18 protein-coding genes are annotated in these 21,912 nt (G+C 74.5%); 7 read left to right on the top strand and 11 right to left on the bottom strand.

Annotated elements, in window-relative coordinates:
* The first annotated feature begins 86 nt into the window (after nucleotides 1-86).
* Entirely contained in the window at nucleotides 87-722 is a 636-nt protein-coding gene (gene pdxH / locus AB0G32_RS01330; protein ID WP_361157133.1) for a pyridoxamine 5'-phosphate oxidase, read from the top strand.
* On the opposite strand, the gene AB0G32_RS01325 is transcribed toward pdxH, so the two are convergent.
* The 9 genes from AB0G32_RS01325 to AB0G32_RS01285 form a co-directional block, all read right to left on the bottom strand.
* Entirely contained in the window at nucleotides 712-1,335 is a 624-nt protein-coding gene (locus AB0G32_RS01325; RefSeq protein WP_361156465.1) for a TetR/AcrR family transcriptional regulator, read from the bottom strand. The two genes, pdxH and AB0G32_RS01325, sit on opposite strands and share 11 nt — an antisense overlap.
* Entirely contained in the window at nucleotides 1,323-2,057 is a 735-nt protein-coding gene (locus AB0G32_RS01320) for an enoyl-CoA hydratase family protein (protein WP_361156463.1), read from the bottom strand. Before AB0G32_RS01320 ends, AB0G32_RS01325 begins: the two co-directional genes overlap by 13 nt.
* Nucleotides 2,054-3,622, bottom strand: coding sequence for a 4-coumarate--CoA ligase family protein (locus tag AB0G32_RS01315; protein ID WP_361156460.1), 1,569 nt, complete (start codon nucleotides 3,620-3,622; stop codon nucleotides 2,054-2,056). Before AB0G32_RS01315 ends, AB0G32_RS01320 begins: the two co-directional genes overlap by 4 nt.
* A gap of 21 nt (nucleotides 3,623-3,643) precedes the next feature.
* Nucleotides 3,644-4,774 carry an acyl-CoA dehydrogenase family protein gene (locus tag AB0G32_RS01310; RefSeq protein WP_361156458.1) on the bottom strand — a complete coding sequence of 377 codons (1,131 nt, stop codon included), beginning with the start codon at nucleotides 4,772-4,774 and terminating at the stop codon, nucleotides 3,644-3,646.
* A 42-nt stretch (nucleotides 4,775-4,816) separates the two neighbouring features.
* Nucleotides 4,817-6,661 (bottom strand): biotin carboxylase N-terminal domain-containing protein, encoded by a 1,845-nt coding sequence (locus AB0G32_RS01305; protein ID WP_361156455.1) that lies wholly within the window; start codon nucleotides 6,659-6,661, stop codon nucleotides 4,817-4,819.
* 8 nt (nucleotides 6,662-6,669) lie between these two features.
* The gene (locus AB0G32_RS01300; protein ID WP_361156452.1) at nucleotides 6,670-8,268 is read right to left on the bottom strand and encodes a carboxyl transferase domain-containing protein; all 1,599 of its coding nucleotides are present in this window, start codon (nucleotides 8,266-8,268) and stop codon (nucleotides 6,670-6,672) included.
* Nucleotides 8,265-9,935, bottom strand: a complete 1,671-nt coding sequence (locus AB0G32_RS01295; protein WP_361156450.1) for an acyclic terpene utilization AtuA family protein — start codon at nucleotides 9,933-9,935, stop codon at nucleotides 8,265-8,267. The genes AB0G32_RS01300 and AB0G32_RS01295 overlap by 4 nt, the downstream gene beginning before the upstream one ends.
* A complete protein-coding gene (locus AB0G32_RS01290; protein WP_361156447.1) occupies nucleotides 9,932-10,726 on the bottom strand; it encodes a TIGR03084 family metal-binding protein in 795 nt (264 codons plus the stop codon). The genes AB0G32_RS01295 and AB0G32_RS01290 overlap by 4 nt, the downstream gene beginning before the upstream one ends.
* A gap of 173 nt (nucleotides 10,727-10,899) precedes the next feature.
* A complete protein-coding gene (locus AB0G32_RS01285; RefSeq protein ID WP_361157130.1) occupies nucleotides 10,900-11,814 on the bottom strand; it encodes an EamA family transporter in 915 nt (304 codons plus the stop codon).
* 296 nt (nucleotides 11,815-12,110) lie between these two features.
* Between AB0G32_RS01285 and AB0G32_RS01280 the strand changes: the two genes are divergently transcribed.
* Nucleotides 12,111-12,563 (top strand): NUDIX domain-containing protein, encoded by a 453-nt coding sequence (locus AB0G32_RS01280; RefSeq protein ID WP_361156444.1) that lies wholly within the window; start codon nucleotides 12,111-12,113, stop codon nucleotides 12,561-12,563.
* A gap of 44 nt (nucleotides 12,564-12,607) precedes the next feature.
* On the opposite strand, the gene AB0G32_RS01275 is transcribed toward AB0G32_RS01280, so the two are convergent.
* Entirely contained in the window at nucleotides 12,608-14,209 is a 1,602-nt protein-coding gene (locus AB0G32_RS01275) for an FG-GAP repeat protein (protein ID WP_361156441.1), read from the bottom strand.
* A 47-nt stretch (nucleotides 14,210-14,256) separates the two neighbouring features.
* Nucleotides 14,257-17,154 (bottom strand): FAD-binding and (Fe-S)-binding domain-containing protein, encoded by a 2,898-nt coding sequence (locus AB0G32_RS01270; RefSeq protein WP_361156439.1) that lies wholly within the window; start codon nucleotides 17,152-17,154, stop codon nucleotides 14,257-14,259.
* 245 nt (nucleotides 17,155-17,399) lie between these two features.
* On the opposite strand from AB0G32_RS01270, the gene AB0G32_RS01265 reads away from it, so the two are divergent.
* The 5 genes from AB0G32_RS01265 to AB0G32_RS01245 are packed head-to-tail and all read left to right on the top strand — an operon-like array spanning nucleotide 17,400 to nucleotide 21,874.
* Nucleotides 17,400-19,259, top strand: coding sequence for an ATP-binding protein (locus AB0G32_RS01265; RefSeq protein WP_361156436.1), 1,860 nt, complete (start codon nucleotides 17,400-17,402; stop codon nucleotides 19,257-19,259).
* A 27-nt stretch (nucleotides 19,260-19,286) separates the two neighbouring features.
* Complete coding sequence (locus tag AB0G32_RS01260; protein ID WP_361156433.1) at nucleotides 19,287-19,694, top strand: roadblock/LC7 domain-containing protein; 408 nt, start codon at nucleotides 19,287-19,289, stop codon at nucleotides 19,692-19,694.
* Entirely contained in the window at nucleotides 19,691-20,050 is a 360-nt protein-coding gene (locus AB0G32_RS01255; protein WP_361156431.1) for a DUF742 domain-containing protein, read from the top strand. Before AB0G32_RS01260 ends, AB0G32_RS01255 begins: the two co-directional genes overlap by 4 nt.
* A complete protein-coding gene (locus tag AB0G32_RS01250; RefSeq protein ID WP_361156429.1) occupies nucleotides 20,031-20,669 on the top strand; it encodes an ATP/GTP-binding protein in 639 nt (212 codons plus the stop codon). The genes AB0G32_RS01255 and AB0G32_RS01250 overlap by 20 nt, the downstream gene beginning before the upstream one ends.
* Nucleotides 20,666-21,874, top strand: a complete 1,209-nt coding sequence (locus AB0G32_RS01245) for a cytochrome P450 (protein ID WP_361156426.1) — start codon at nucleotides 20,666-20,668, stop codon at nucleotides 21,872-21,874. Before AB0G32_RS01250 ends, AB0G32_RS01245 begins: the two co-directional genes overlap by 4 nt.
* Nucleotides 21,875-21,912 lie beyond the last annotated feature (38 nt).

The raw sequence follows: 21,912 nt of genomic DNA, 5'->3' as shown, positions 1-21,912 counted from the left end.
GGCACGATATCCCTCAGTGCCACCGCCGGGGAGGGCTGACGGCACTCAGTGCCATAGGGCAGGATGACAGGGTGGATCTCGCTTCGATGCGCAGGCAGTACCGGGCCGACGGGCTCGGGGAGACCGAGCTGGCCGCCACGCCGGTAGCGCAGTTCGCCCGCTGGTTCAAGCAGGCGGCCACCGACGGCGGCCTCTTCGAGCCGAACGCCATGGTCGTCTCGACGGCCGACGCCGAGGGCCGGCCGAGCTCGCGCACGGTGCTGCTGAAGCACTTCGACGAGCGCGGCTTCGTCTTCTACACCAACTACGGTTCGCGCAAGGCCCGCGACCTGACCGCCAACCCGTACGTCTCGCTGCTCTTCCCCTGGCATCCGATGGCCCGGCAGGTGATCGTCACGGGTACGGCGGCCCGCACCGGGCGGGACGAGACGGCCGCGTACTTCCGCACCCGGCCGCACGGCTCCCAGCTCGGGGCGTGGGCCAGTACCCAGTCGGCGGTGGCCGGCTCCCGGGCCGAACTGGACGCCGCCTACGCCGAGCTGGCGGCCCGCTACCCGGAGGGCGAGCAGGTGCCGGTGCCGCCGCACTGGGGCGGGTTCCGGGTGGTGCCGCGGACGGTGGAGTTCTGGCAGGGCCGGGAGAACCGGCTGCACGACCGGCTGCGGTACGTCGCGGCGGCGGACGGCGGCGGGGGCTGGCGGGTGGAGCGGCTCAGTCCGTGACGGGGGCCGGCTCCAGCGCGGTGTCCAGCAGGGCCGCCCACTGCTCGACGACCCGTTCCCGGCGGGCCGTGTCGTCGGTGAGGAGGTTGGCCAGGCCCAGGCCGCGGGCCATGTCGAGCAGGCCCTGGACGGTTTCCCGGACGCCGGGGCGCAGCTCGTCGGCGGCCAGCAGGTCGACGGCGATGCGGTGGGTCTCGCGGCCGACGCGGGCCTCCAGTTCGGTGACCCGGCCGCGCAGCTGGTCCTCGTTGGAGGCGGCCACCCACAGGTGCAGGGCGGCCCGGAAGAGCGGGCCGGTGTAGAGGTCGACCAGAGCGGCGACCACCGCGCGGCGGTCGGCGGCGCCCTCGGGGAAGAGGGCGCGCAGGGCGCGGGAGCGTTCCTCGGCGACGTACTCGACGGCGGCGGTGAACAGGTCCTCGCGGGTCGGGAAGTGGTGCTGGGCGGCGCCCCGGGAGACGCCGGCCCGCATCGCGACGACCGAGACCGTGGAGCCGGCCCAGCCGCGTTCGGCGAGGCAGGACACGGCGGCGGCCAGCAGCCGGCGCCGGGTGGCGCGGCTGCGGTCCTGCTTGGGGGCGCGGTCGGCACCGGTCGCGGTCACAGCACCCATGCGGGATCCCGTCGTTCGAGGAAGGCCGTCATGCCCTCGCGGGCGTCGGCGGCGGCGAACAGCCGTGCCGTCAGCGCGGTCAGCTCGGCTCCGTCCCGGTCGAAGGTCTCCAGCACCCTAGCCGTGAGCAGCCGTTTCGTCTCGGCCAGGGCCCCCGGGGCGGCCCGGCGCAGCCCGTCCAGGACCGGTTCGAGTACGGCGTCCACGTCGTCGCCCGCCGCCGTGATCAGCCCGGTCCGGACGGCCTCGGCGGCGTCGAGGCGTTCGCCGGTGAGGCAGTAGCGGGCCAGGGCGCGCGGGTCGGCGCGGGGCAGCACCGGCAGCGAGATGACGGCGGGCGCCACGCCGATCCGGACCTCGGTGAAGGCGTACGTCGACGTGTCCGCCGCGACGGCGATGTCGCAGGCGGCGAGCAGGCCGAGGCCGCCGGCCCGGACGTGGCCGGTGACCCGGGCGACGACGGGTTTGGGCAGCTCCACGATCCCCCGGAGCAGGGCGAGAAGGGCCTTCGGGTCGGGCGGGTCGCGCAGGTCGGCGCCGGCGCTGAAGGTGCTGCCGGTGTGGGTGAGGACGACGGCCCGGACGCCGTCGTCCTGGCCCGCCCGCGCGAGGGCGGTGGTGAGGTCGGTGACGAGGGCGGCGGACAGCGCGTTGCGGGTGGGCGGGGAGTCGAGGGTGAGGGTCCCGATGCCGCGCGCGGGCGGGTGGACGGTCAGGGTCATGCGCGGTCCCGCAGTTCACGGCGCAGGATCTTGCCGGAGGCGGCGCGCGGCACGCCGTCGACGAAGGTGACGCGGCGGACGCGTTTGTAGGGGGCGACGCGTTCGGCGACGTACATCATGACCTCGCTCTCGGTCAGCGCGGGCGGGCCCGGGCGGCGCACGACGTGGGCGTGCGGGATCTCGTTGCCGTTGTCGTCGTGGCCGCCGATCACGGCGGCGTCGGCGATGGCGGGGTGGGTGAGGAGGAGGGCCTCGAGTTCGGCGGGGGCGACCTGGAAGCCCTTGTACTTGATGAGTTCCTTGACCCGGTCGACGACGAACAGCCAGCCGTCCTCGTCCACGTGGCCGACGTCGCCGGTGTGCAGCCAGCCGTCGGGGCCGATCATCGCGGCGGTGGCGTCGGGGCGGCCCAGGTAGCCCTTCATCACCTGCGGGCCGCGGATCAGGATCTCGCCGGACGTGCCGGGGCCGAGGTCCGTGCCGGGGTCGTCGAGGGAGACGATCCGCATCTCGGTGTTGGCGATGAGCTTGCCGACGGTGCCGGGCGGGGCGGTGGCCATCTGGTCCCGGGGCACGACGTGGGTGCCCGGGGAGAGTTCGGTCATGCCGTACGCCTGGCCGACCGGCGGCAGGCCGAGCCGGTGCGAGCAGGCGGCGGCGAGGGCCGCGTCCAGCGGGGCGGCGGCGCTGACCACGCGCCTGAGCGAGGAGAGGTCGTAGTCGGCGACCACCGGGTGCTTGGCGAGGGCGAGGACGATCGGCGGGGCGACGTACAGGTCGGTGATGCGGTGGGTCTGGATGGCGGCGAGGAACTGTTCGAGGTCGAAGCGCGGCAGGACGACGACGGTGGCGCCGAGGCGGAGCGGGGCGTTCATCAGGGCGGTCAGCCCGTAGATGTGGAAGAAGGGCAGGACGGCCAGGACCCGGTCGCCCGGGTCGGCGGGCATCGACGGGTGCAGCTGGGCCAGGTTGGTGGCGATCTGGCGGTGGGTGAGCATCACGCCCTTGGGGGTGCCGGTGGTCCCGGAGGAGTACGGCAGCGCGGCGACGTCCTCGGCCGGGTCGATGGCGACGGACGGCTCGGGCGCGGTACTGGCCAGCATGTCGACGAGGGAGCGGTGGCCGGGGGCGCTGTCGCAGACGAGGATCTCACTCACCCCGCCCGCGAGCCGGGCGGCCCGGCGGGCGGTGTCGAGGAGCGGGGAGACGGTGACGATCCAGCGGGCCGCGCAGTCACCGAGCTGTTTCGCGAACTCCTCCGGGGTGGCCAGCGGGTGCACGGTGGTGACCGAGGCGCCGGCCCGGGTGGCGGCGTAGAACGCGATCGGGAAGGCGACGGTGTTCGGGCTGTGCAGGGCGAGCACGTCGCCCTTGCGGACGCCCGCCTCGGCGAGGGCGGCGGCGACCCGGCGGTGGAAGCGGTCCAGTTGCTCGTAGGTGAGGGTGGTGCCGTCGGTGCCGTCGATCAGCGCGGGCGCGGCGCCGAAGGTGGCCGCGTGGCCGAGGACGGCGTCGTGGATGGGGAGGTCCACCAGTGGGACGTCCGCGTACTGGCTTCGGAACACGGTTCCTCCAGGACGGTACGGCTAGTACGACTTGGGCAGGCCCAGGGTCTGGTGCGAGACGTAGTTGAGGATCATCTCGCGGCTCACCGGGGCGATCCGGGCCACCCGGGCGGCGGTGATCAGGGAGGCGAGGCCGAACTCGCGGGTGAGGCCGTTGCCGCCGAGGGTGTGCACGGCCTGGTCGACGGCCTTCACGCAGGCCTCCCCGGCGGCGTACTTGGCCATGTTGGCGGCCTCGCCGGCGCCGATGTCGTCGCCCGCGTCGTAGAGCTGGGCGGCCTTGCGCATCATCAGGCGGGCCAGTTCCAGGTCGATGTGGGCCTGGGCGAGCGGGTGGGCGATGGCCTGGTGGGCGCCGATGGGGGTGTTCCAGACGGTGCGGTCGCGGGCGTACTCGATCGCTTTGGCCAGGGCGTAGCGGCCCATGCCGATGCCGAAGGCGGCGGTCATGATCCGTTCGGGGTTGAGGCCGGCGAAGAGCTGGAGCAGGCCGGCGTCCTCGTCGCCCACCAGGGCGTCGGCGGGGAGGCGTACGTCGTCGAGGGTCAGCTCGAACTGCTTCTCGGCGGCGTGCAGTTCCATGTCGATCGGGCGGCGCTCGAAGCCGGGGGTGTCGCGGGGGACGATGAAGAGGCAGGGCTTGAGCTTGCCGGTGCGGGCGTCTTCGGTGCGGCCGACGATGAGGGTGGCGTCGGCTATGTCGACGCCGCTGATGAAGACCTTGCGGCCGGTGAGCAGCCAGTCGGTGCCGTCGCGGCGGGCGGTGGTGGTGATGCGGTGGCTGTTGGAGCCGGCGTCGGGTTCGGTGATGCCGAAGGCCATGGTGCGGGTGCCGTCGGCGATGCCGGGGAGCCAGTGTCGTTTCTGTTCCTCGGTGCCGAAGCGGGCGATCACCGTGCCGCAGATGGCCGGGGAGACGACCAGCATGAGGAGGGGGCAGCCGGCCGCGCCGAGTTCTTCGAGGACGATGGAGAGTTCGGTGATGCCGTGGCCGCCGCCGCCGTACTCCTCCGGGATGTTGACGCCGAGGTAGCCGAGTTTGCCGGCCTCTTGCCAGAGGGCCTCGCGGTCGTGGTGGCGGCCGTGGCGTTTGCCCAGCGTTGCCACGGCTTGGCGGAGGGACTCGTGGTCTTGGGTTTCGGTGGTGGGCATGTGGCTCCTTCGTTGTGGCTTGTCGCGCAGTTCCCCGCGCCCCTAGGTGCTCTGCACTACCGCCAGTAGGGAGCCGACCGTTACCTGCTGGCCCGTCACGGCGTGCAGTGAGGTCAGGGTGCCGGTGGCCGGGGCGGTGATTTGGTGTTCCATCTTCATGGCCTCCAGCCAGAGGAGGGGTTGGCCCGCCGTGACGCGGGAGCCCTCCTTGATGCCGTCCGCCACCCGGGTGACCGTGCCGGGCATGGGGGCCAGGAGGGAGCCGGGGGCGTGGGCGGTCGCGGGGGCGGGGAAGCGCGGGAGGGCGGTGAGGCGGGTGGTGTTGACGTGGATCTCGGCGCCGTAGCGGGCCACCTCGTAGCGGCGGCGTACGCCGTCGGTCTCCAGGATGACGAGGTGGGGGTCGGTGTGGACGACCTGTACGCCGTCCGCCCGCGGGCCGGTGCGGGTGTGCCGGTAGCGGACCTCGGTCTCCTCGCCCGCGACCGCGTACCGCTTCACCTGGTCCTGGGAGGGCAGGTTGCGCCACGCGCCGCCGAACCGGGCGCGGGCGGCGGCGTCCGCGAGGGCGGCGGCGAGGGGGGCGTGCGGGTCGGGGGCGGGCGCGGTGAGTTCGGGGAGGTGGCGGTCGTAGAAGGACGTGGTCATGCGGGCGGACGTGAAGTCGGCGTGGCGCAGGGAGCGGGCGAGGAGGTCGCGGTTGGTGCGGGGGCCGTGGATCGTGGCCCGGTCCAGGGCGCCGGCCAGGCGGCGGACGGCTTCCGCCCGGGTGAGGGCGTGGGCGACGAGCTTGGCGACCATCGGGTCGTAGTGCACGCCGATGTCGTCGCCGTCGGTGTAGCCGGTGTCCAGGCGGATGCCGTCGGGGACGGCCAGGCGGTGCAGACGGCCGGTCGCCGGGGCCCAGTCGGCGGCCGGGTCCTCGGCGTACAGGCGGGCCTCGACGGCGTGGCCGTGGGGGCGGGGAGGAGTGGGGCCGAGCGGGTGGCCTTCGGCGACCCGGAGCTGGAGGGCGACCAGGTCGATGCCGAACACGGCCTCGGTTACGGGGTGTTCGACCTGGAGCCGGGTGTTCATCTCCAGGAAGTGGGTCCGGCCGTCCGCCACCAGGAACTCCACGGTGCCGGCGCCGGTGTAGGCGACGGCGCGGGCGACGCGTACCGCCTGCTCGTACAGGTCGCGGGTGAGGTCTTCGGGGAGGCCGGGGGCCGGGGCCTCCTCGACGACCTTCTGGTGGCGGCGCTGGAGGGAGCAGTCGCGGGTGCCGAGGGTCCAGACCGTGCCGTGGGTGTCGGCGAGGATCTGCACCTCGATGTGGCGGCCGTGCTCGACGTACGGTTCGACGAAGACCTCGCCGTCGCCGAAGGCGCTCGCCGCCTCCGCGCGGGCGGCGGTCAGGGCGGCGTCCAGGTCGGCGAGGCGGCGCACGACCCGCAGGCCGCGTCCGCCGCCGCCGGCCGCCGCCTTCACCAGCACCGGCAGGTCGGCCTCGGTGACCTCGTGCAGCGGCTCGACGCCCATGAGTTTCTTGGCCCGGGTCTTGGACGCCATCGCCTCGATCGCCGCCGGCGGCGGGCCGATCCAGGTCAGGCCGGCGGCGGTGACGGCGCGGGCGAAGGCGGCGTTCTCGGAGAGGAAGCCGTAGCCGGGGTGCACGGCGTCGGCGCCGGCCGCGCGGGCCGCGTTCACGATCAGGTCGGCGCGCAGATAGGTGTCGGCGGACGCCGTCCCCGGCAGCCGTACGGCCGCGTCGGCCAGCCGGGTGTGCAGGGCGCCGGCGTCGGCGTCGGAGTGCACGGCGACGGTGCGGATGCCCTGCGCGCGGCAGGTGCGGAAGACCCGGCAGGCGATCTCGCCCCGGTTGGCGACCAGTACTGAGGTGATCATGTGACTCCTCACATGCGGAATACGCCGAAGCCGCCGCGCACGCCCTGGTAGGGGGCGGTGTGCAGGGCGGACAGGCACAGGCCGAGGACGGTGCGGGTGTCGCGCGGGTCGATGACACCGTCGTCGTACAGCCGCCCGGACAGGAACATCGGCAGCGACTCGGACTCGATCTGCTGCTCCACCATCGCGCGCAGCGCCGCGTCCGCCTCGTCGTCGTACGGCCGGCCCTTCGCCGTCGCCGACTGCCGGGCGACGATGGACAGCACGCCGGCCAGTTGCTGCGGGCCCATGACGGCGGACTTGGCGCTGGGCCAGGCGAACAGGAAGCGCGGGTCGTAGGCGCGGCCGCACATGCCGTAGTGGCCGGCGCCGTAGGAGGCGCCGAGCAGGACGGAGAGGTGCGGGACACGGGAGTTGCCGACCGCGTTGATCATCATCGCGCCGTGCTTGATGATGCCGCCCTGCTCGTACTCCTTGCCGACCATGTATCCGGTGGTGTTGTGCAGGAAGAGGAGCGGGATGTCGCGCTGGTTGGCGAGCTGGATGAACTGGGCGGCCTTCTGGGACTCCGCGGAGAAGAGCACGCCTTGGGCGTTGGCGAGGATGCCGAGCGGATAGCCGTGCAGGGTCGCCCAGCCGGTCGTCAGGCTCGTCCCGTACAGGGGCTTGAACTCGTCGAAGTCGGAGGCGTCGACGAGCCGGGCGATCACCTCGCGCGGGTCGAAGGGGGTGCGCAGATCGCCGGGGACGATGCCGAGCAGTTCCTCCGGGTCGTACTTCGGTGGCTCGGCCGGTCCCGGGTCGGGGTGGGCCTTGCGGTGGTTGAGCCGGGCGACGACCCGGCGGGCCTGGCGCAGGGCGTCCGGTTCGTCGGCGGCGAAGTGGTCGGCGAGGCCGGAGACGCGGGCGTGCATCTCCGCGCCGCCGAGCGACTCGTCGTCGCTCTCCTCCCCGGTGGCCATCTTGACCAGCGGCGGCCCGCCCAGGAACACCTTCGCCCGCTCCTTGACCATGATGACGTGGTCGGACATGCCGGGGATGTACGCGCCGCCCGCCGTGGAGTTGCCGAACACGACGGCGACGGTCGGGATGCCGGCCGCCGACAGCCGGGTGAGGTCGCGGAAGATCGCGCCGCCGGGGATGAAGATCTCCTTCTGGGAGGGGAGATCGGCGCCGCCCGACTCCACCAGGCTGACGCAGGGCAGCCGGTTGGCCAGCGCGATGTCGTTGGCCCGCAGGGCCTTCTTCAGCGACCAGGGGTTGGAGGCGCCGCCGCGCACCGTCGGGTCGTTGGCGGTGATCAGGCACTCGACGCCCTCGACCGTGCCGATGCCGGTGACCAGCGAGGCGCCGACGGTGTACTCGCTCCCCCAGGCCGCCAGCGGGGACAGCTCCAGGAAGGGCGTGTCGGGGTCGAGGAGGAGTTCGACGCGCTCGCGGGCGAGCAGCTTGCCGCGGGCGCGGTGCCGTTCGACGTACTTCGCGCCGCCGCCGGCCAGGGCCTTGGCGTGCTCGGCGTCCAGTTCGGCGAGTTTGCCGAGCATGGCCGCGCGGTGCGCCCGGTGGTCGGGGGCGGTGGGGTCGAGGGCGGAGGCGAGGACGGTCACAGCAGAACCTCCGGTATCTCCAGGTGACGGGCGCGCAGCCATTCGCCGAGCGCCTTGGCCTGCGGGTCGAAGCGGTGCCGCGCGGCGACGCCCGCGCCGAGGATGCCCGCGACGGTGAAGTTCAGGGCGCGCAGGTTGGGCAGCACGTGCCGGGTCACGGGCAGCTCGCGGGTCTCCGGGAGCAGCTCCCGGAACCGGTCGGCGGTCAGCTCGTGCGCCAGCCAGCGCCAGGCGTCGTCGGTGGGGGCCCACACGCCGACGTTGGCGTCGCCGCCCTTGTCGCCGCTGCGGGCGCCGGCGATCCGGCCGAGCGGGGCCCTCCTGACCGGGCCGGGCGGCAGCGGGTCGGGCAGTGCGGGCCGCGGTACTTCGGTGAGGGCGGCGGTGGCCTGCGGCGCCGGCACCGGGACGCGGCGTCCGTCGGGGAGGACGGCGAGGTGGCCGACGGTGTCCTGGGGGACGTACCCGGCCTCGAAGACTCCGTACGGGTCGCCCTTCCCCGGGGGTGCCAGGACGTGGAAGCCGGGGTAGCTGGCGAGGGCCAGTTCCACCGCCGCCCCGCCGATCGACCGTCCGACCGCCCGCTGGTCGGCGTCCCGGACCACGAGCCGCAGCAGGGCGGCGGCCGTCTCCTCGGTGGGGGCGTCGGGCCGGTCGGTGCGGACCAGTTCCCAGCGGGCCTCCTCGACCTTGCCGAGGGCGGGGGCCAACTGCTCCCGGACCAGTGCCGCCTTGGCCTCGATGTCGAGACCGGTGAGGACGAAGACGACCTCGCCGCGGAATCCGCCGAGCCGGTTGCGGCCGACCTTGAGGGTGGGCGGTGGCGGCTCGCCGCGCACGCCGGCGATCCGGACGCGGTCCGGGCCGTCCGGGGTGAGGGTGGCGGTGTCGAGGCGGGCGGTGACGTCCGGCCCGGCGTACCGGGCGCCGCCCGTCTCGTACAGGAGCTGGGCGGTGACCGTGCCGGTGTCGACGAAGCCGCCGGTGCCGTCGTGCTTGGTGATGACACAGCTGCCGTCGGCGTGCAGTTCGGCGAGCGGGAAGCCGGGGCGCCGGACGTCGCCGTCCCGGAAGAAGGCGTAGTTCCCGCCGGTCGCCTGCGCCCCGCACTCCAATACGTGCCCGGCGACGACCGCGCCCGCGAGCCGGTCGTGGTCGGCCGGCCGCCAGCCGAAGTGGGCGGCGGCCGGCCCGGTGACCAGGGCGGCGTCGGTGACCCGGCCGGTGACGACGATGTCGGCGCCCGCCCTGAGGCACTCGGTGATGCCGAAGCCGCCGAGGTAGGCGTGGGCGGCCAGCGCGCCGGGGTGACGGGCGGTGAGGTCGTCGCCCTCGACGTGCGCGACGCGTACCGGGATGCCGAGCCGGGCGGCCAGTTCCCGTACCGCGGCGGCGAGACCGGCCGGGTTGAGGCCGCCGGCGTTGCTGACGATCTTGACGCCGCGCTGGTGGGCGAGGCCGAGGCACTCCTCCAACTGCCGCAGGAAGGTGCGGGCGTACCCGGCGCCGGGGTCCTTCAGCCGGTCCCGGCCCAGGATGAGCATGGTCAGCTCGGCGAGGTAGTCACCGGTGAGGACGTCCAGCGGGCCGTCGGTGAGCATCTCCCGCATGGCGTCGAAGCGGTCGCCGTAGAAGCCGGAGGCGTTGCCTATCCGCAGGACGGTCATCCGGCCGCCCCCTTCGGCGCGCGTCCGTCCCCCGGCGGCCCGGCGAACGCCTGGGCGATGTCCAGCCAGCGGTCGGCGTCCGGACCGGCCGCGTGCAGGGCGAGGTCGGCGCGGTGGGCGCGCTGGGTGACCAGCAGGCAGAAGTCGAGGGCGGGGCCGGTGACGCGCTGGGCGGCGTCCTCGGGGCCGTACGCCCACGGGTGTCCTCGCGGGCCGGTCAGTTCGACGCGGAACTCCTCGGTGGGCGGGGTGAGGCCCCGGGCGGCGAAGGCGAAGTCCCGGGTGCGGACGCCGAGCCGGGCCACGTGCCGCAGCCGGCCGGTGGGCGGGCGGCCGATGCCGAGCGCGTCGGCCACGTCCAGACCGTGCGCCCAGGTCTCCATCAGCCGGGCCGTCGCCATCGACGCGGTGCTCATCGGCGGCCCGTACCAGGGGAAGCGGGCGCCGGGCGGGGCCGCGCGCAGCGCCTCGTCCAGGGCGGTGCGGCCACGCCGCCACCCGGCCAGCAGTACGGCGGGCGGCAGCACCGCGCCCTCTTCCGCGCCCTCGTCGACGAAGCCGTGGGGTGCGGCGAGGGCCTTGTCCACCAGGGTCCGGAAGCCGTCCTGGTCCGTGACGGCCAGTAGGGCGGACCGGTCGGTCCAGGCGAGGTGCGCGATCTGATGGGCGATCGTCCAGCCGGTGGCGGGGGTGGCGAACGCCCACTGCTCGGGCCGCAACCGGGCGACCAGCGCGTCGAGTTCCGCGCCCTCCTCACGCAGGTCGTCGATCACGGGCGTCGGGTCGGACACGGTGCGCTCCCCTCGGACACGGCGGCGGGCGGGTGCGGTGGTGCGGGGACGGTGCGGTGGGGGGGAGCATGGCAGCGGGGACGGAAACAATCAAGCATGCTTGCTGGATTTATCCGCCCGCCGGAGCCGGCGCGTGCGCGTGTGGTCAGGGACGTGTGGTCAGGAACGTGTGGTCAGGCAGCGGCCTTCGGTCCGCTCCCGCGCCCCCGTCCCACCTGGGTCCGCACCGCCCCCATGCTCGCCGCCACGACCAGGGTGATGGCGGCGGCCTGGGCGGCGGTCAGGGCCTGGTCCAGGACCAGGAAGCCGGCCAGGGCGGCGATGGCGGGTTCCAGGCTCATCAGGACGGCGAAGGTGGCGGCGGGCAGCCGGCGCAGGGCGAGCAGTTCGAGGGTGTAGGGCAGGACGGAGGAGAGCAGGGCGACGGCGGCGCCGAGGCCGAGCGTCACCGGGTCGACGAGTTTCGTCCCCGACTCGGCGATGCCCAGCGGCAGGAACAGCAGCGCGCCGACCGCCATGGCGAGCGCCAGGCCGTCGGCCTGCGGGAAGCGGCGGCCGGTGCGGGCGCTGAAGACGATGTACGCCGCCCACATCCCGCCCGCCGCGAGCGCGAAGCCGGCGCCGGCCGGGTCGAGGCTGTCGAAGCCGCCGCCGCTGAGCAGGAAGACGCCGGCCAGCGCGAGCGCGGCCCAGACGAGGTTGACCGCGCGACGGGAGGTGGCGACGGACAGGGCGAGCGGGCCGAGCACCTCCAGGGTGACCGCCGCGCCGATCGGGATGCGGTCGACGGCCTGGTAGAAGAGGCCGTTCATGGCGGCCATGGTGACGCCGAAGACGATCACCGTGCCCCAGTCGGCGCGGGAGTGGCCGCGCAGCCGGGGCCGGCAGACCAGGAGCAGCACGACGGCGGCGACGGCCAGCCGCAGGGTCACGATGCCGAGCGCGCCGGCCCGTGGCATCAGGGTCACCGCCAGCGCGCCGCCGAACTGCACCGACAGCCCGCCGGCCAGGACCAGGCCGACCGGCCCGAGGGCGCCCCGGCGGCCGGGGGCGCCCCCGGTCCCGGCGCCGGGGGCGGGGGCGGGCAGGGGGGTGCCGCCCGGCGCGGGGACGGCCGGGGTCGGGATGCCGGGCTCGGCGCTGGGGGTGTTCACGGGGGCTCCGGGGCGGTGGTGGCGGTCGACGAACGGGTCGAGTTCATCTCACTGTACTGCCTGGTGCAGGGAAATGGACTAGGTCAGCCGCATAGCCCCGCCATGCAACTGTCCTGGGCCGGGTACGCGGCTGTCAACGCACGCCCGGCCCGCGGACCGGCGCCCGCGCCGGGTAGCGTCCGCAGCGGCGGCGTTACCGGTCCGCCGTACCCGCCCGTCCCGGAGGCCCCGTGCGCCGACTCCTCGCCCGGCTCTGGCGTGCCCTGCGCCCTGTGCAGAGCCGCCTGGTCTGGTTGCTGAACCCGAAGTTCGTGGTCGGGGTGACCGGTGTCGTACGGGACGGTGAGGGGCGGGTGCTGCTGCTGCGGCACCGGATGTGGCCGCCCGGCCGCCAGTGGGGCCTGCCGAGTGGGTTCGCGCACAAGGGCGAGGACTTCCGGGCCACCGTGGTCCGCGAGGTCAAGGAGGAGACCGGCCTCGATGTGGCGGCGGGCCGGCTGGTCATGCTGAACAGCGGCTTCCGTACCCGGCTGGAGGTGGCGTACGAGGCCCGGCTGCTCGGCGGCGAGCTGCGCCTCGACCCGTTCGAGATCCTGGACGCCCGCTGGTGCCGGCCCGACGAGCTGCCCGAGGAGGTCCAGCCGGTGTGCCGTCCGCTGGTGCGGGGCGAGACCACCTGCTGAGACGGGCCGGACTGGGCTGGACTGGACTGGGCTGGGCTGCGGGGCTAGCCGGCGATGCCGCCGCCGCCCAGGTAGAGGTCCATGTCCTCGGTGTCGTCGAAGGAGTCCCCGAGGAGCCGGACGGCTCCCCCGACGGACGGCCCGGCGGCGGTGGCGGGCAGCAGCCACGCGGAACCCTCGACCTTGTCGTCGCCGTACGCCGCCACCACCAGGTCGGCCCGCCGGTCGCCGTCCAGGTCGGTGAGGCAGACCTCGCCGCCGAACCCGTCCGGCGGGCCGGAGCCGCCGCGCAGGCCGGCTCCGTCGTACACGCGGGCCCCCTCGCCGGTCAGGCCGTCCGGGCCGCCGAGCAGCAGCAGTACCTGTTCCGGGCCGGGTTTCACGTACGGGTCGTCGCGGGGTGCTCCGGCGACGACGTCCGCGTAGCCGTCGCCGTTGACGTCCCCGGTGTCCAGGGACGTGACGACGGCGTCCGCGTCCCGGGACACCGCACCGGGCACCCCCGGGGTGCCGGGGCCGACGGTGGTCGTCCGCTTCCCCGGCCCGGACGCCGAGCCGTACACCACCGTCACCGACAGCTGGTCCCCGTCGCCCTCCCTGGGACTGAGCAGCAGGTCGTCGTAGCCGTCGCCGTCCACGTCACCGGTGGTCGCCCGGGCCCCCTCGGGGAGGTCGACGCCCTTCGGCTGGGTGAAGCCGTCCGGGCCGCCCTGGAGGTAGCCGACCGGCCGGCGGGTCCCGGCGTCCCCACCGGGCTCGTAGGAGTGCAGGGTCACCAGGTCGTCGGTGCCGTCGCCGTTGAGGTCGCCGGTGACCAGGTCGCCGTAGCCGGCGCTGCCGGTGGCCGCCCCGGGATTGCGCGGGGCCGGGACGGCGGCCGTGTCCGCCGGGGTGCCGTCGCGCTGGAAGGGGCCCTTGAGCAGGCCCTTCGCGGAGCCGAGGCCGAAGACCAGGTCGGTGTGCCGGTCGCCGTCGAAGTCCCCGGCGGCGAGCTGCTCGTCCAGGATCGGGTCGAACTGCCAGGGGACGTGCGTGCCGTCGGTGCCCGGCACCCGGGTGGCGCGGGACAGTCCGTCGGCGGAACCCCACAGGACGATCACGCTCGGTTTCCAGTCGAAGACCAGGGTGGCGAGGTCGGTGTAGCCGTCCTCGTCGAGATCGCGGGCGACCACGTCGCTTCCGAGGTACGCCTCGTTGCGGTTCTTTCCCGGTATCCCGGGGTCGTCCTGGGTGAGGTACTGGCAGCGGGCCGGTTCCGTGCCGTCCCCCGAGCCGTACGCCACCGCGATGCTGCCGCCCCCGCTTCCGTCCGGCACGCTCCCGAGCGAACCGAAGGCCAGGTCGGGGTGACCGTCCCCGTCGAAGTCGGCGGTGGGAGCGGCGGACGCGGTGTTCGCGGCGGATCCGGCGGGCGTAGTGGGTGTGGTGGACGTAGTGGGATCAGTGGGAGCGCTGGGCGTGGTGGTGTGGCAGGTGTGCGGGGTGGCGGTGATGCGGTGGGGGCCGCCGCCGATCACCAGCACGGTGGCGGCCACGAGAGCCGCGGCCAGGGCGGTGCCGCCGCCGATCAGCACCCAGCGCCGTTCACCGCCGCGCCACCGCGCACGTCCCGGCCCGTCACCCGGCCCGTCACCTTGATCACCCATACGCCTCACCACGCCTCAGCGGCACCACGCGGTTCCGCTCATCCGAGCTAGTTGGTGACAGTCGGGTCGGTTTCGTCCTCCGGTTCTCGCGCGCGCAGTCCGTCCGCCAGCACCTCCGCCAGATGCCGGCCCCGCGTCCCCGCCAGCTGTTCCAGCTGCGTACGGCAGGAGAAGCCGTCCGCCAGGACCACCGCGCCCTCCGGTGCCTCCCGCACCGCCGGGAGCAGGCGGTCCTCCGCGCAGGCCACCGACACCTCGTAGTGCCCCCGCTCGAAACCGAAGTTGCCGGCCAGCCCGCAGCAGCCGCCGGCCGGTTCGCCGGTCAGGCCGGCGGCGGCGCGCAGGCGGCGGTCGGCCGCGTCGCCGAGGACGGCGTGCTGGTGGCAGTGGGTCTGGCCGGTGACCGGACGGTTCAGGGCGGGCGGGGTCCAGTCGGGGGCGTGGCGCTCCAGCACCTCGGCGAAGGTGCGGACGCGCCCGGCGAGGACGGCCGCGCGCGGGTCGTCGTGCAGCAGCTCGGGCAGGTCGGTGCGGAGCGCGGCGGCGCAGCTCGGTTCCAGGACGACGACGGGGGCGCCGGACTCCAGCACCGGTTCCATCAGGTCGAGGGTGCGGCGCAGGACGGTGCGGGCCCGGTCGAGCTGGCCGGTGGAGACGTACGTCAGCCCGCAGCAGACCTGGCCGCGCCGGGCCGTCAGCAGGGCCGCGGGCGTACGGGTGCGGCCGTCGCCGAGCGCGCCGCCCGGCAGCCGCAGCGTCGGCGGCAGCGCCACCCGCAGGCCCGCCGCCTCCAGCACCCGCACGGCCGCCCGGCCCACGGACGGCGACAGGTGCTCGGTGAACGTGTCGGGCCACAGTACGACCAGGTCGCCGTGGCCGGCCGCGGCCGGCCGCCGCCCGCGCCACCACCGGGTGAACGTCTCGCCGGCCAGCCGCGGGATCTCCCGCTCGGCCGCGACGCCGCCCAGCCGCTTGGCCACCGCCGCCAACGGGCGTACCGACGCCAGCGCGTTGAGCAGCGCCGCCGTCCGGATACGGGCGGCCCAGCGCAGCCAGACCGGCAGCCGTCCCATCGTGTAGTGGGCGGCGGGGCGGCGCCGGCCCGCGTAGTGGTGGTGCAGGAACTCCGCCTTGTACGTGGCCATGTCCACCCCGACCGGGCAGTCCGACCGGCACCCCTTGCAGGACAGGCACAGGTCGAGGGCGTCGCGGACCTCCGTGGACCGCCAGCCGTCGGTGATCACCTCGCCGGCCAGCATCTCGTGCAGCAGCCGGGCCCGGCCGCGGGTCGAGTGCCGCTCCGCGCCGGTCGCCCGGAACGACGGGCACATCACGGACGCCCCTGCCGCCGACGCCGTACGGCATTTGGCGACGCCGACACAGCGCCGGACCGCGGCCGTGAAGTCGCCGCCGTCGGACGGGTAGCCGAAGGCGACGTCGACCGGCTCGCGGGGCAGGACGGCGAACCGGAGGTTGGTGTCGAGGGGGGCCGGGCGGACCAGCATGCCGGGGTTGAGCAGGTCGTCGGGGTCCCAGACGGCCTTGGCGCGGGCGAAGAGGTCGACGGTCTCGGCGCCGTACATGCGCGGCAGGAGTTCGGCGCGGGCCTGTCCGTCGCCGTGCTCGCCGGACAGCGAACCGCCGTGCGCCACCACCAGGTCCGCCAGCTCCTCGGAGAAGCGGCGGAACCGGGCCACCCCGGCCGCCGTGAGCAGGTCGAAGTCGATCCGGACGTGGATGCAGCCGTCCCCGAAATGCCCGTACGGCGTCCCGCGCAGCCCGTGCTCGGCCAGCAGCCCCCGGAAGTCCCGCAGATACCCGCCGAGCCGGGCGGGCGGCACCGCGCAGTCCTCCCAGCCGGGCCACGCCTCGCTCCCGTCCGGCATCCGGGTCGCCGTACCGGACGCGTCCTCCCGCACCCGCCACAGCGCCCGCTGCCCGGCCGGGTCGGTGACCACGCGGGCGGCCCCGACATCGGCGGCCCGCACCACCGCGTCCGCCCGCGCGCGGGCCTGTGCCGCCGACTCCCCGCCGGTCTCCACGAACAGCCACGCCCCGCCCTTCGGCAGTCCGGCCGGGTCCGGCACCAGGTCGGCCGCCATGCCCTCCACGGTCAGCGGCCCGAGCGGCAGCAGCGCGGCCGCCGCCTCGGCCGCCGCGCTCTCGTCGCCGTAGCCGAGCACCGCGAGGGCCCGCGCGGGCGGCGCTCCGACCAGCCGGACGACCGCCTCGGTCAGCACGCCGAGGGTGCCCTCGGAGCCGCAGAAGGAGCGGGCGACGTCCGCGCCGCGCTCCGGCAGCAGGGCGTCCAGGGCGTATCCGGAGATCCGGCGGGGCAGTTCGGGGAAGCCGGTGCGCAGGCGGGCCAGTTCGGCGTCCACCAGTGGGCGCAGCCCGTCCGGCGCGCCGGCCCAGTCCCGGCCCAGCCGCAGCCGCGCGCCGCGCGCGGTGACGACGGACAGCCCGGCCACGTTGTCGGCCGTGGTCCCCCAGGCCACCGAGTGGGAGCCGCAGGAGTTGTTGCCGATCATGCCGCCGAGGGTGCAGCGGCTGTGGGTGGCGGGGTCGGGGCCGAAGCGCAGGCCGTGCGGGGCGGCCGCCTCCTGGAGCCGGTCCAGCACCAGCCCCGGCTGGACGACGGCCGTGCGCGCTTCGGGATCGAGGGCGATCAGCCGGTTCATGTGCCGGGTGAAGTCCAGCACCACGCCGGTGCCGGTGGCCTGGCCCGCGATCGAGGTGCCGCCGCCGCGCGGCACGACCGGCACCCCGTGCGCCCGGCAGACCTCCAGTACGGCGGCCACGTCGTCGGCGTCCCGGGGCGCGACCACGCCCAGCGGGACCCGGCGGTAGTTGGACGCGTCCATGGTGGCCAGCGCTCGCGCGGTCGCGTCGAAGGAGACCTCGCCGCGTACGGCGGCCCGTAGCGCGTTCCGCAGATCCGTCATGTACTCAGCATGCCGCTTCGAGCCATCCGGAGCGCCGGGTTCACCGCCGGCACCTTTGCCGTAGTTGTTCCTGTGATCTGATGCTAAGAACGTGACACTAATGTGCCCAACGCGACCGTGAAGTCTCTTATAGTGACCGTCAGGTAGCCAAAGGTGTTGGCCGGCACCGGAGAAGACTGCCGAAAACAGACCACGGAACGCCCTGCTCCGGTGAACGCCCGCGGACTCGACCGAGGAACCGACTGATGCCCTCCCCCACACCCTCCGGCGAACGCCCCGCCATATCCAGCCTGCTGCCCGTCTTCCTGATCACCGCGGTGGCGGCCGGGCTGGTGGTGGCCGCCTCGGTGGCCGCCGCACCGGGGACCGTGCGCGTCCCGCTCGCGCTGGGAGCCGGCGCGGCCGGCCTGCTGCTGAGCGTGGCGGTCACCGTGGCCGGGCACGGCATCCGGTCGGCCCGGACGGCCCGGCGCCGACTGGAGTCCGCCAACCAGGAGTTGGGGCGGCTGCTCCAGGAACGGGTCCGGATCGCCGAGGAGGCGCGCCAGGAAGGCACCCGGCTGACCGGCGAACTGGACCGCGAACGCGCCCGGCTGACCGCCGAACTGGCCCAGGAGCACGCGCGTGCCGCGGCCGAACTGGCCCAGGAGCGGGCCCGGCTGACCGACGCGCACGCCGCCGAACACGCGCGGCTGACGGCGGAGTACGAGGCGGAGCTGGCCCGGCGCACCGAGGAGCACGCCGCCGAGCGGGACCGGCTGGCCGAGGAGCACATGGCGGAACGGGCCCGGCTGACCGGGGAGGTGGCCCGGGTCACCAAGAAGTTCCGCGAGGCCGAGTCGCGCCGCGCCGCCGCCGTCTCCGCCACCGCCAACGTCGCCGGCCGCCTCCAGGCGCTGGCCACCGCCACCCTCGCCGACCTGCGCACGATGGAGGAACGGCACGCCGACGAGGACGTCCTGACCGACCTGCTCCACCTCGACCACCGCACCGCCCAGGCGGGCCGGCTCGCCGACTCCGTCGCCGTACTGGCGGGCGCCCGCTCGGGTCGCCGCTGGGCCCGGCCGATCGGCATGGAGTCCATCCTGCGCGGCGCGATGGGCCGGATCAGCGGCTACCAGCGGGTCCGGGTGCACTCCACCAGCGAGACCGCCGTCGCCGGGCACGCCGCCGAGGGCGTGATGCACGCGCTGGCCGAGATCCTGGACAACGCCGCGAACTTCTCCCCGCCGACGGCGGAGGTCCACGTCTACGTCGAGGAGGTCCCGGCCGGCGCCATCGTGTCCGTCGAGGACAGCGGCCTGGTGATGGGCGACGTCCAGTTGCGCCGCGCCGAACGCGCGGTGTCCGGCCGGACCGCCGGGCTCGGCGGCCTGACCGGGACCCGGCTGGGGCTCGCGGTGGTGGGGCGGCTGGCGCAGCGGTACGGGCTGAAGGTCTCGTTCCGTCCGTCGGCCCGGGGCGGCACGGGCGTGCTGATGCTGGTCCCGCAGGAACTGCTGGTCTCCGCGGACGGTTCGACGGGGGCGACGGGTGCCCTCCCGGCGGCACTGCCGTCCCCTGGCCGGGAGCGGACGCCGGTCCCGGCGGCCCCGTCCGATCCAACGGACGTGGCGGACGCGACGGCCCCGACCGCCGCCGACGCTTCCGCCACGGCCGCCGAGCCCGACGCGGCCCGCGCGGCCGCCGCCCCCCAGCTCCCGCAGCGCCACGCCACGTCCGGGACGTCCCACCCTGCTCCGGTCGAGTCCCCCACGACCCCCGCATCCCCCACCACCGCGTACGCCCCCCTTCCGTCCCCGGAAGGGTCCACGCTCCCGCACGGACTCCCCCGCCGCCGCCGCGGCCGTACCCTCGCCGAAGCCGAACGCGCCCAGGCCGCACAGCAGTCCGCCGCCCCGCGCACCCCGCCGACCCGCGAGGAGGCACGGGCCCGCGTCGCCCGCTTCACCAGCTTCCGGCAGGCCGTACGCGGCACCCCCGCCCAGCCCACCGCCGAAGCGCCTGAAGCCCCCGCACCCGCACCCGCACCCGCAGATCCCCCCGCCGCTCACCCGGCCGACCCCCCGGAGGCCCCCGCCCCCGGCACCCCCTCGCACCCGTAACCCCACCCGGAAGGCGACACCACGCTCATGACCGGCACGACGACCGCCGATGACAAACTCACGTGGCTGATAGAGGGCCTGCTCCAGCGCACCCCCGGCGCGCGGCACGCCCTCGTGCTGTCCCGGGACGGCCTGAAACTGTGCCGCACCCCGGAGCTGACCGCGGACCAGGCCGACCAGCTCGCCGCGATCGCGGCCGGCATCCAGTCCCTGTCGCACGGCGCCTCCATGGAGTTCGGCGACGGCACCGGAGGAGTCCGCAGCGCGATGGCCGAGTTCTACGGCGGGGTGCTGTTCATCGTCGAGGCCGGCGAGGGCGCCCACCTGGCCGTGGTCACCGCCGAGGACGCGGACGCCGGACTGGTCGGCCACAACATGAGCGAGCTCGTCGAGCAGCTCGGCGAGCACCTGACCGCCCGGCCCCGCACATCATGAACGGTCCCGGCGGCAGGCCCGGCCGGGACGACGCCCCCGACCGCCTCTACACCCTCACCGGCGGCCGCAGCAAGACGCACGCGGACAACCCGTTCGACCTGGTGACCCTGGTCGTCGCCGAGTGCGACCCGGTCCCCGGCATGCAGTCGGAGCACACCGCGATCCTGCGGATGACCGAGCGCCCGACGGCCGTCGTGGAGATCGCCGCCGAGCTGCGGCTGCCCGTCGGCATCACCAAGATCCTGCTGACCGACCTGCTGGACGCGGGCCGCGTCAGCGCCCGTCACCCCCGTCAGGAAGCCCTACCCGATCCCGAAATCCTGGAGCAGGTGCTCGTTGGACTCCGCAACCTCTAGAGCGAGCGCGCCGCTCGGCGCCTCCGTCGACAACGGCCTCAAGATCGTGATCGTGGGCGGCTTCGGCGTCGGCAAGACGACCCTGGTCCGTTCGGTCAGTGAGATCCGTCCCCTGAACACCGAGGAGACGATGACCCAGGCCGGCGCCACGGTCGACGACCTGACCGGCGTGCACGGCAAGACCACCACCACGGTCGCCTTCGACTTCGGCCGCATCACGCTGGACGCCCGCAACGTCCTGTACTTGTTCGGCGCCCCGGGGCAGGAACGTTTCTGGTTCCTGTGGGACCGCCTCTTCTACGGCACGCTGGGCGCCGTCGTACTGGTCGACACCCGGCGGATCGACGACTCCTGGTACGCCATCGACCGCCTGGAACGGAACGGCACGCCGTTCGTGGTCGCCCTGAACGACTTCGGCGGCCCCGACTTCGCCCCGGCCCAGATCCGCGAGGCGCTCGACCTGGACCCGCACGTCCCGCTGCTGCGCTGCGACGCCCGCTCGCGCGAGTCGGCCAAGGAAATCCTGATCACCTTGGTGGAACACGTCTACACCCGCTACGCGAGGACCGCTTCCACCCCCGCCGCCACCCCCGCACAATCCACCCAGGAGCTGGTGTGAGCCCCCTCCCCCTTCGCGGCCCCGGATCCCACGAGGAACCGGCCGACCTCTACCGGGCGATGCGGCGCGAGCACGGCCCGGTGGCCCCGGTGCTGCTCGACGGCGGCATCCCGGCCTGGCTGGTGATCGGCTACCGCGAGCTGCACCAGGTCACCGGCGACCCGGAGCTGTACAGCCGGGACTCCGAGCTGTGGAACCAGTGGGACAACGTGCCGGACGACTGGCCGCTGCGCCCGGTCATCAACCGCGGCCAGCCGTCCATCCTCTACACCGTCGGCGAACGCCACCGCCGCCGCTCGGGCATGCTCAGCGACGCCCTGGACGGTGTCGACCCGGCGGTCCTGCGCGCCGACTCCGAGCGTTTCGCGGACGAGCTGATCGACGCGTTCTGCGGCCGCGGCGGCGCCGATCTCGTCAACGAGTACGCCATGCTGCTCCCGGTCCGCGTGCTGGCCCACCTGTACGGCTGGTCGGACGCGGAGGGCCTGGCCCTGGTCACCTCGATGACCGACATGATCAACGCGGGCGACCGCGCGCTGGCCGGCCAGAAGCATCTGCACGACTCCTGCCAGGCCCTCGTCGCCGACCGCAAGACGTCCCCCGCCGACGACGTGGTCTCCCGCATGATCGAGGCCCGGTCCGACTTCACGGACGAGGAACTGGTCCAGGACCTGATGATCCTGATGTCGGCGGGCCACCAGCCCACCGCCGACTGGATCGGCACGTCCCTGCACCTGATGCTGACCGACCACCGCTTCGCGGCCTCGATGTTCGGCGGCCGCAGCAGCGTCGGCGAGGCGATGAACGAGGTCCTGTGGGAGCAGACCCCCACCCAGAACATGCCGGGCCGCTACGCCACCCGCGACACCACCCTGGGCGGGCGCCGCGTCGACGCCGGCGACCTGCTGATCCTCGGCCTGCAGGGCGCCAACTCCGACCCCCAGGTCCGCACCGACGGCTCGACGCTGACCGGCGGCAACAACGCGCACTTCTCCTTCAGCCACGGGAAGCACCGCTGCCCGTTCCCGGCCCAGGAGATCGCGGAGGTCATCGCCCGTACCGGCATCGAGGTGATCCTGGACCGGCTCCCGGACATCGACCTCGCCGTACCCGTCGCTTCCCTGCGCCGCCGCGAGTCACCGTGGATGCGCAGCCTGACGAGCCTGCCGGTGACGTTCTCCGCCACGCCCGCCATGTCTTCCTGACGTCTTCCTGACCGTCTCACCCGACGGACGACGTTTCG

The organism is Streptomyces sp. NPDC023723, assembly GCF_040639815.1.
In the GTDB taxonomy this organism is placed as follows: Bacteria; Actinomycetota; Actinomycetes; order Streptomycetales; family Streptomycetaceae; genus Streptomyces.
The sequence above is the reverse complement of the archived record's forward strand: the minus strand, read 5'-3'. Positions and strand labels throughout refer to the sequence as shown.

Excerpts from the sequence above, each read along its gene's own strand:
- pdxH (WP_361157133.1), top strand. The coding sequence starts at position 87 with ATGCGCAGGCAGTACCGGGCCGACGGGCTCGGGGAGACCGAGCTGGCC.
- AB0G32_RS01325 (WP_361156465.1), bottom strand. The coding sequence starts at position 1,335 with ATGGGTGCTGTGACCGCGACCGGTGCCGACCGCGCCCCCAAGCAGGAC.
- AB0G32_RS01320 (WP_361156463.1), bottom strand. The coding sequence starts at position 2,057 with ATGACCCTGACCGTCCACCCGCCCGCGCGCGGCATCGGGACCCTCACC.
- AB0G32_RS01310 (WP_361156458.1), bottom strand. The coding sequence starts at position 4,774 with ATGCCCACCACCGAAACCCAAGACCACGAGTCCCTCCGCCAAGCCGTG.
- AB0G32_RS01305 (WP_361156455.1), bottom strand. The coding sequence starts at position 6,661 with ATGATCACCTCAGTACTGGTCGCCAACCGGGGCGAGATCGCCTGCCGG.
- AB0G32_RS01295 (WP_361156450.1), bottom strand. The coding sequence starts at position 9,935 with ATGACCGTCCTGCGGATAGGCAACGCCTCCGGCTTCTACGGCGACCGC.
- AB0G32_RS01275 (WP_361156441.1), bottom strand. The coding sequence starts at position 14,209 with ATGGGTGATCAAGGTGACGGGCCGGGTGACGGGCCGGGACGTGCGCGG.
- AB0G32_RS01270 (WP_361156439.1), bottom strand. The coding sequence starts at position 17,154 with ATGACGGATCTGCGGAACGCGCTACGGGCCGCCGTACGCGGCGAGGTC.
- AB0G32_RS01265 (WP_361156436.1), top strand. The coding sequence starts at position 17,400 with ATGCCCTCCCCCACACCCTCCGGCGAACGCCCCGCCATATCCAGCCTG.
- AB0G32_RS01260 (WP_361156433.1), top strand. The coding sequence starts at position 19,287 with ATGACCGGCACGACGACCGCCGATGACAAACTCACGTGGCTGATAGAG.
- AB0G32_RS01255 (WP_361156431.1), top strand. The coding sequence starts at position 19,691 with ATGAACGGTCCCGGCGGCAGGCCCGGCCGGGACGACGCCCCCGACCGC.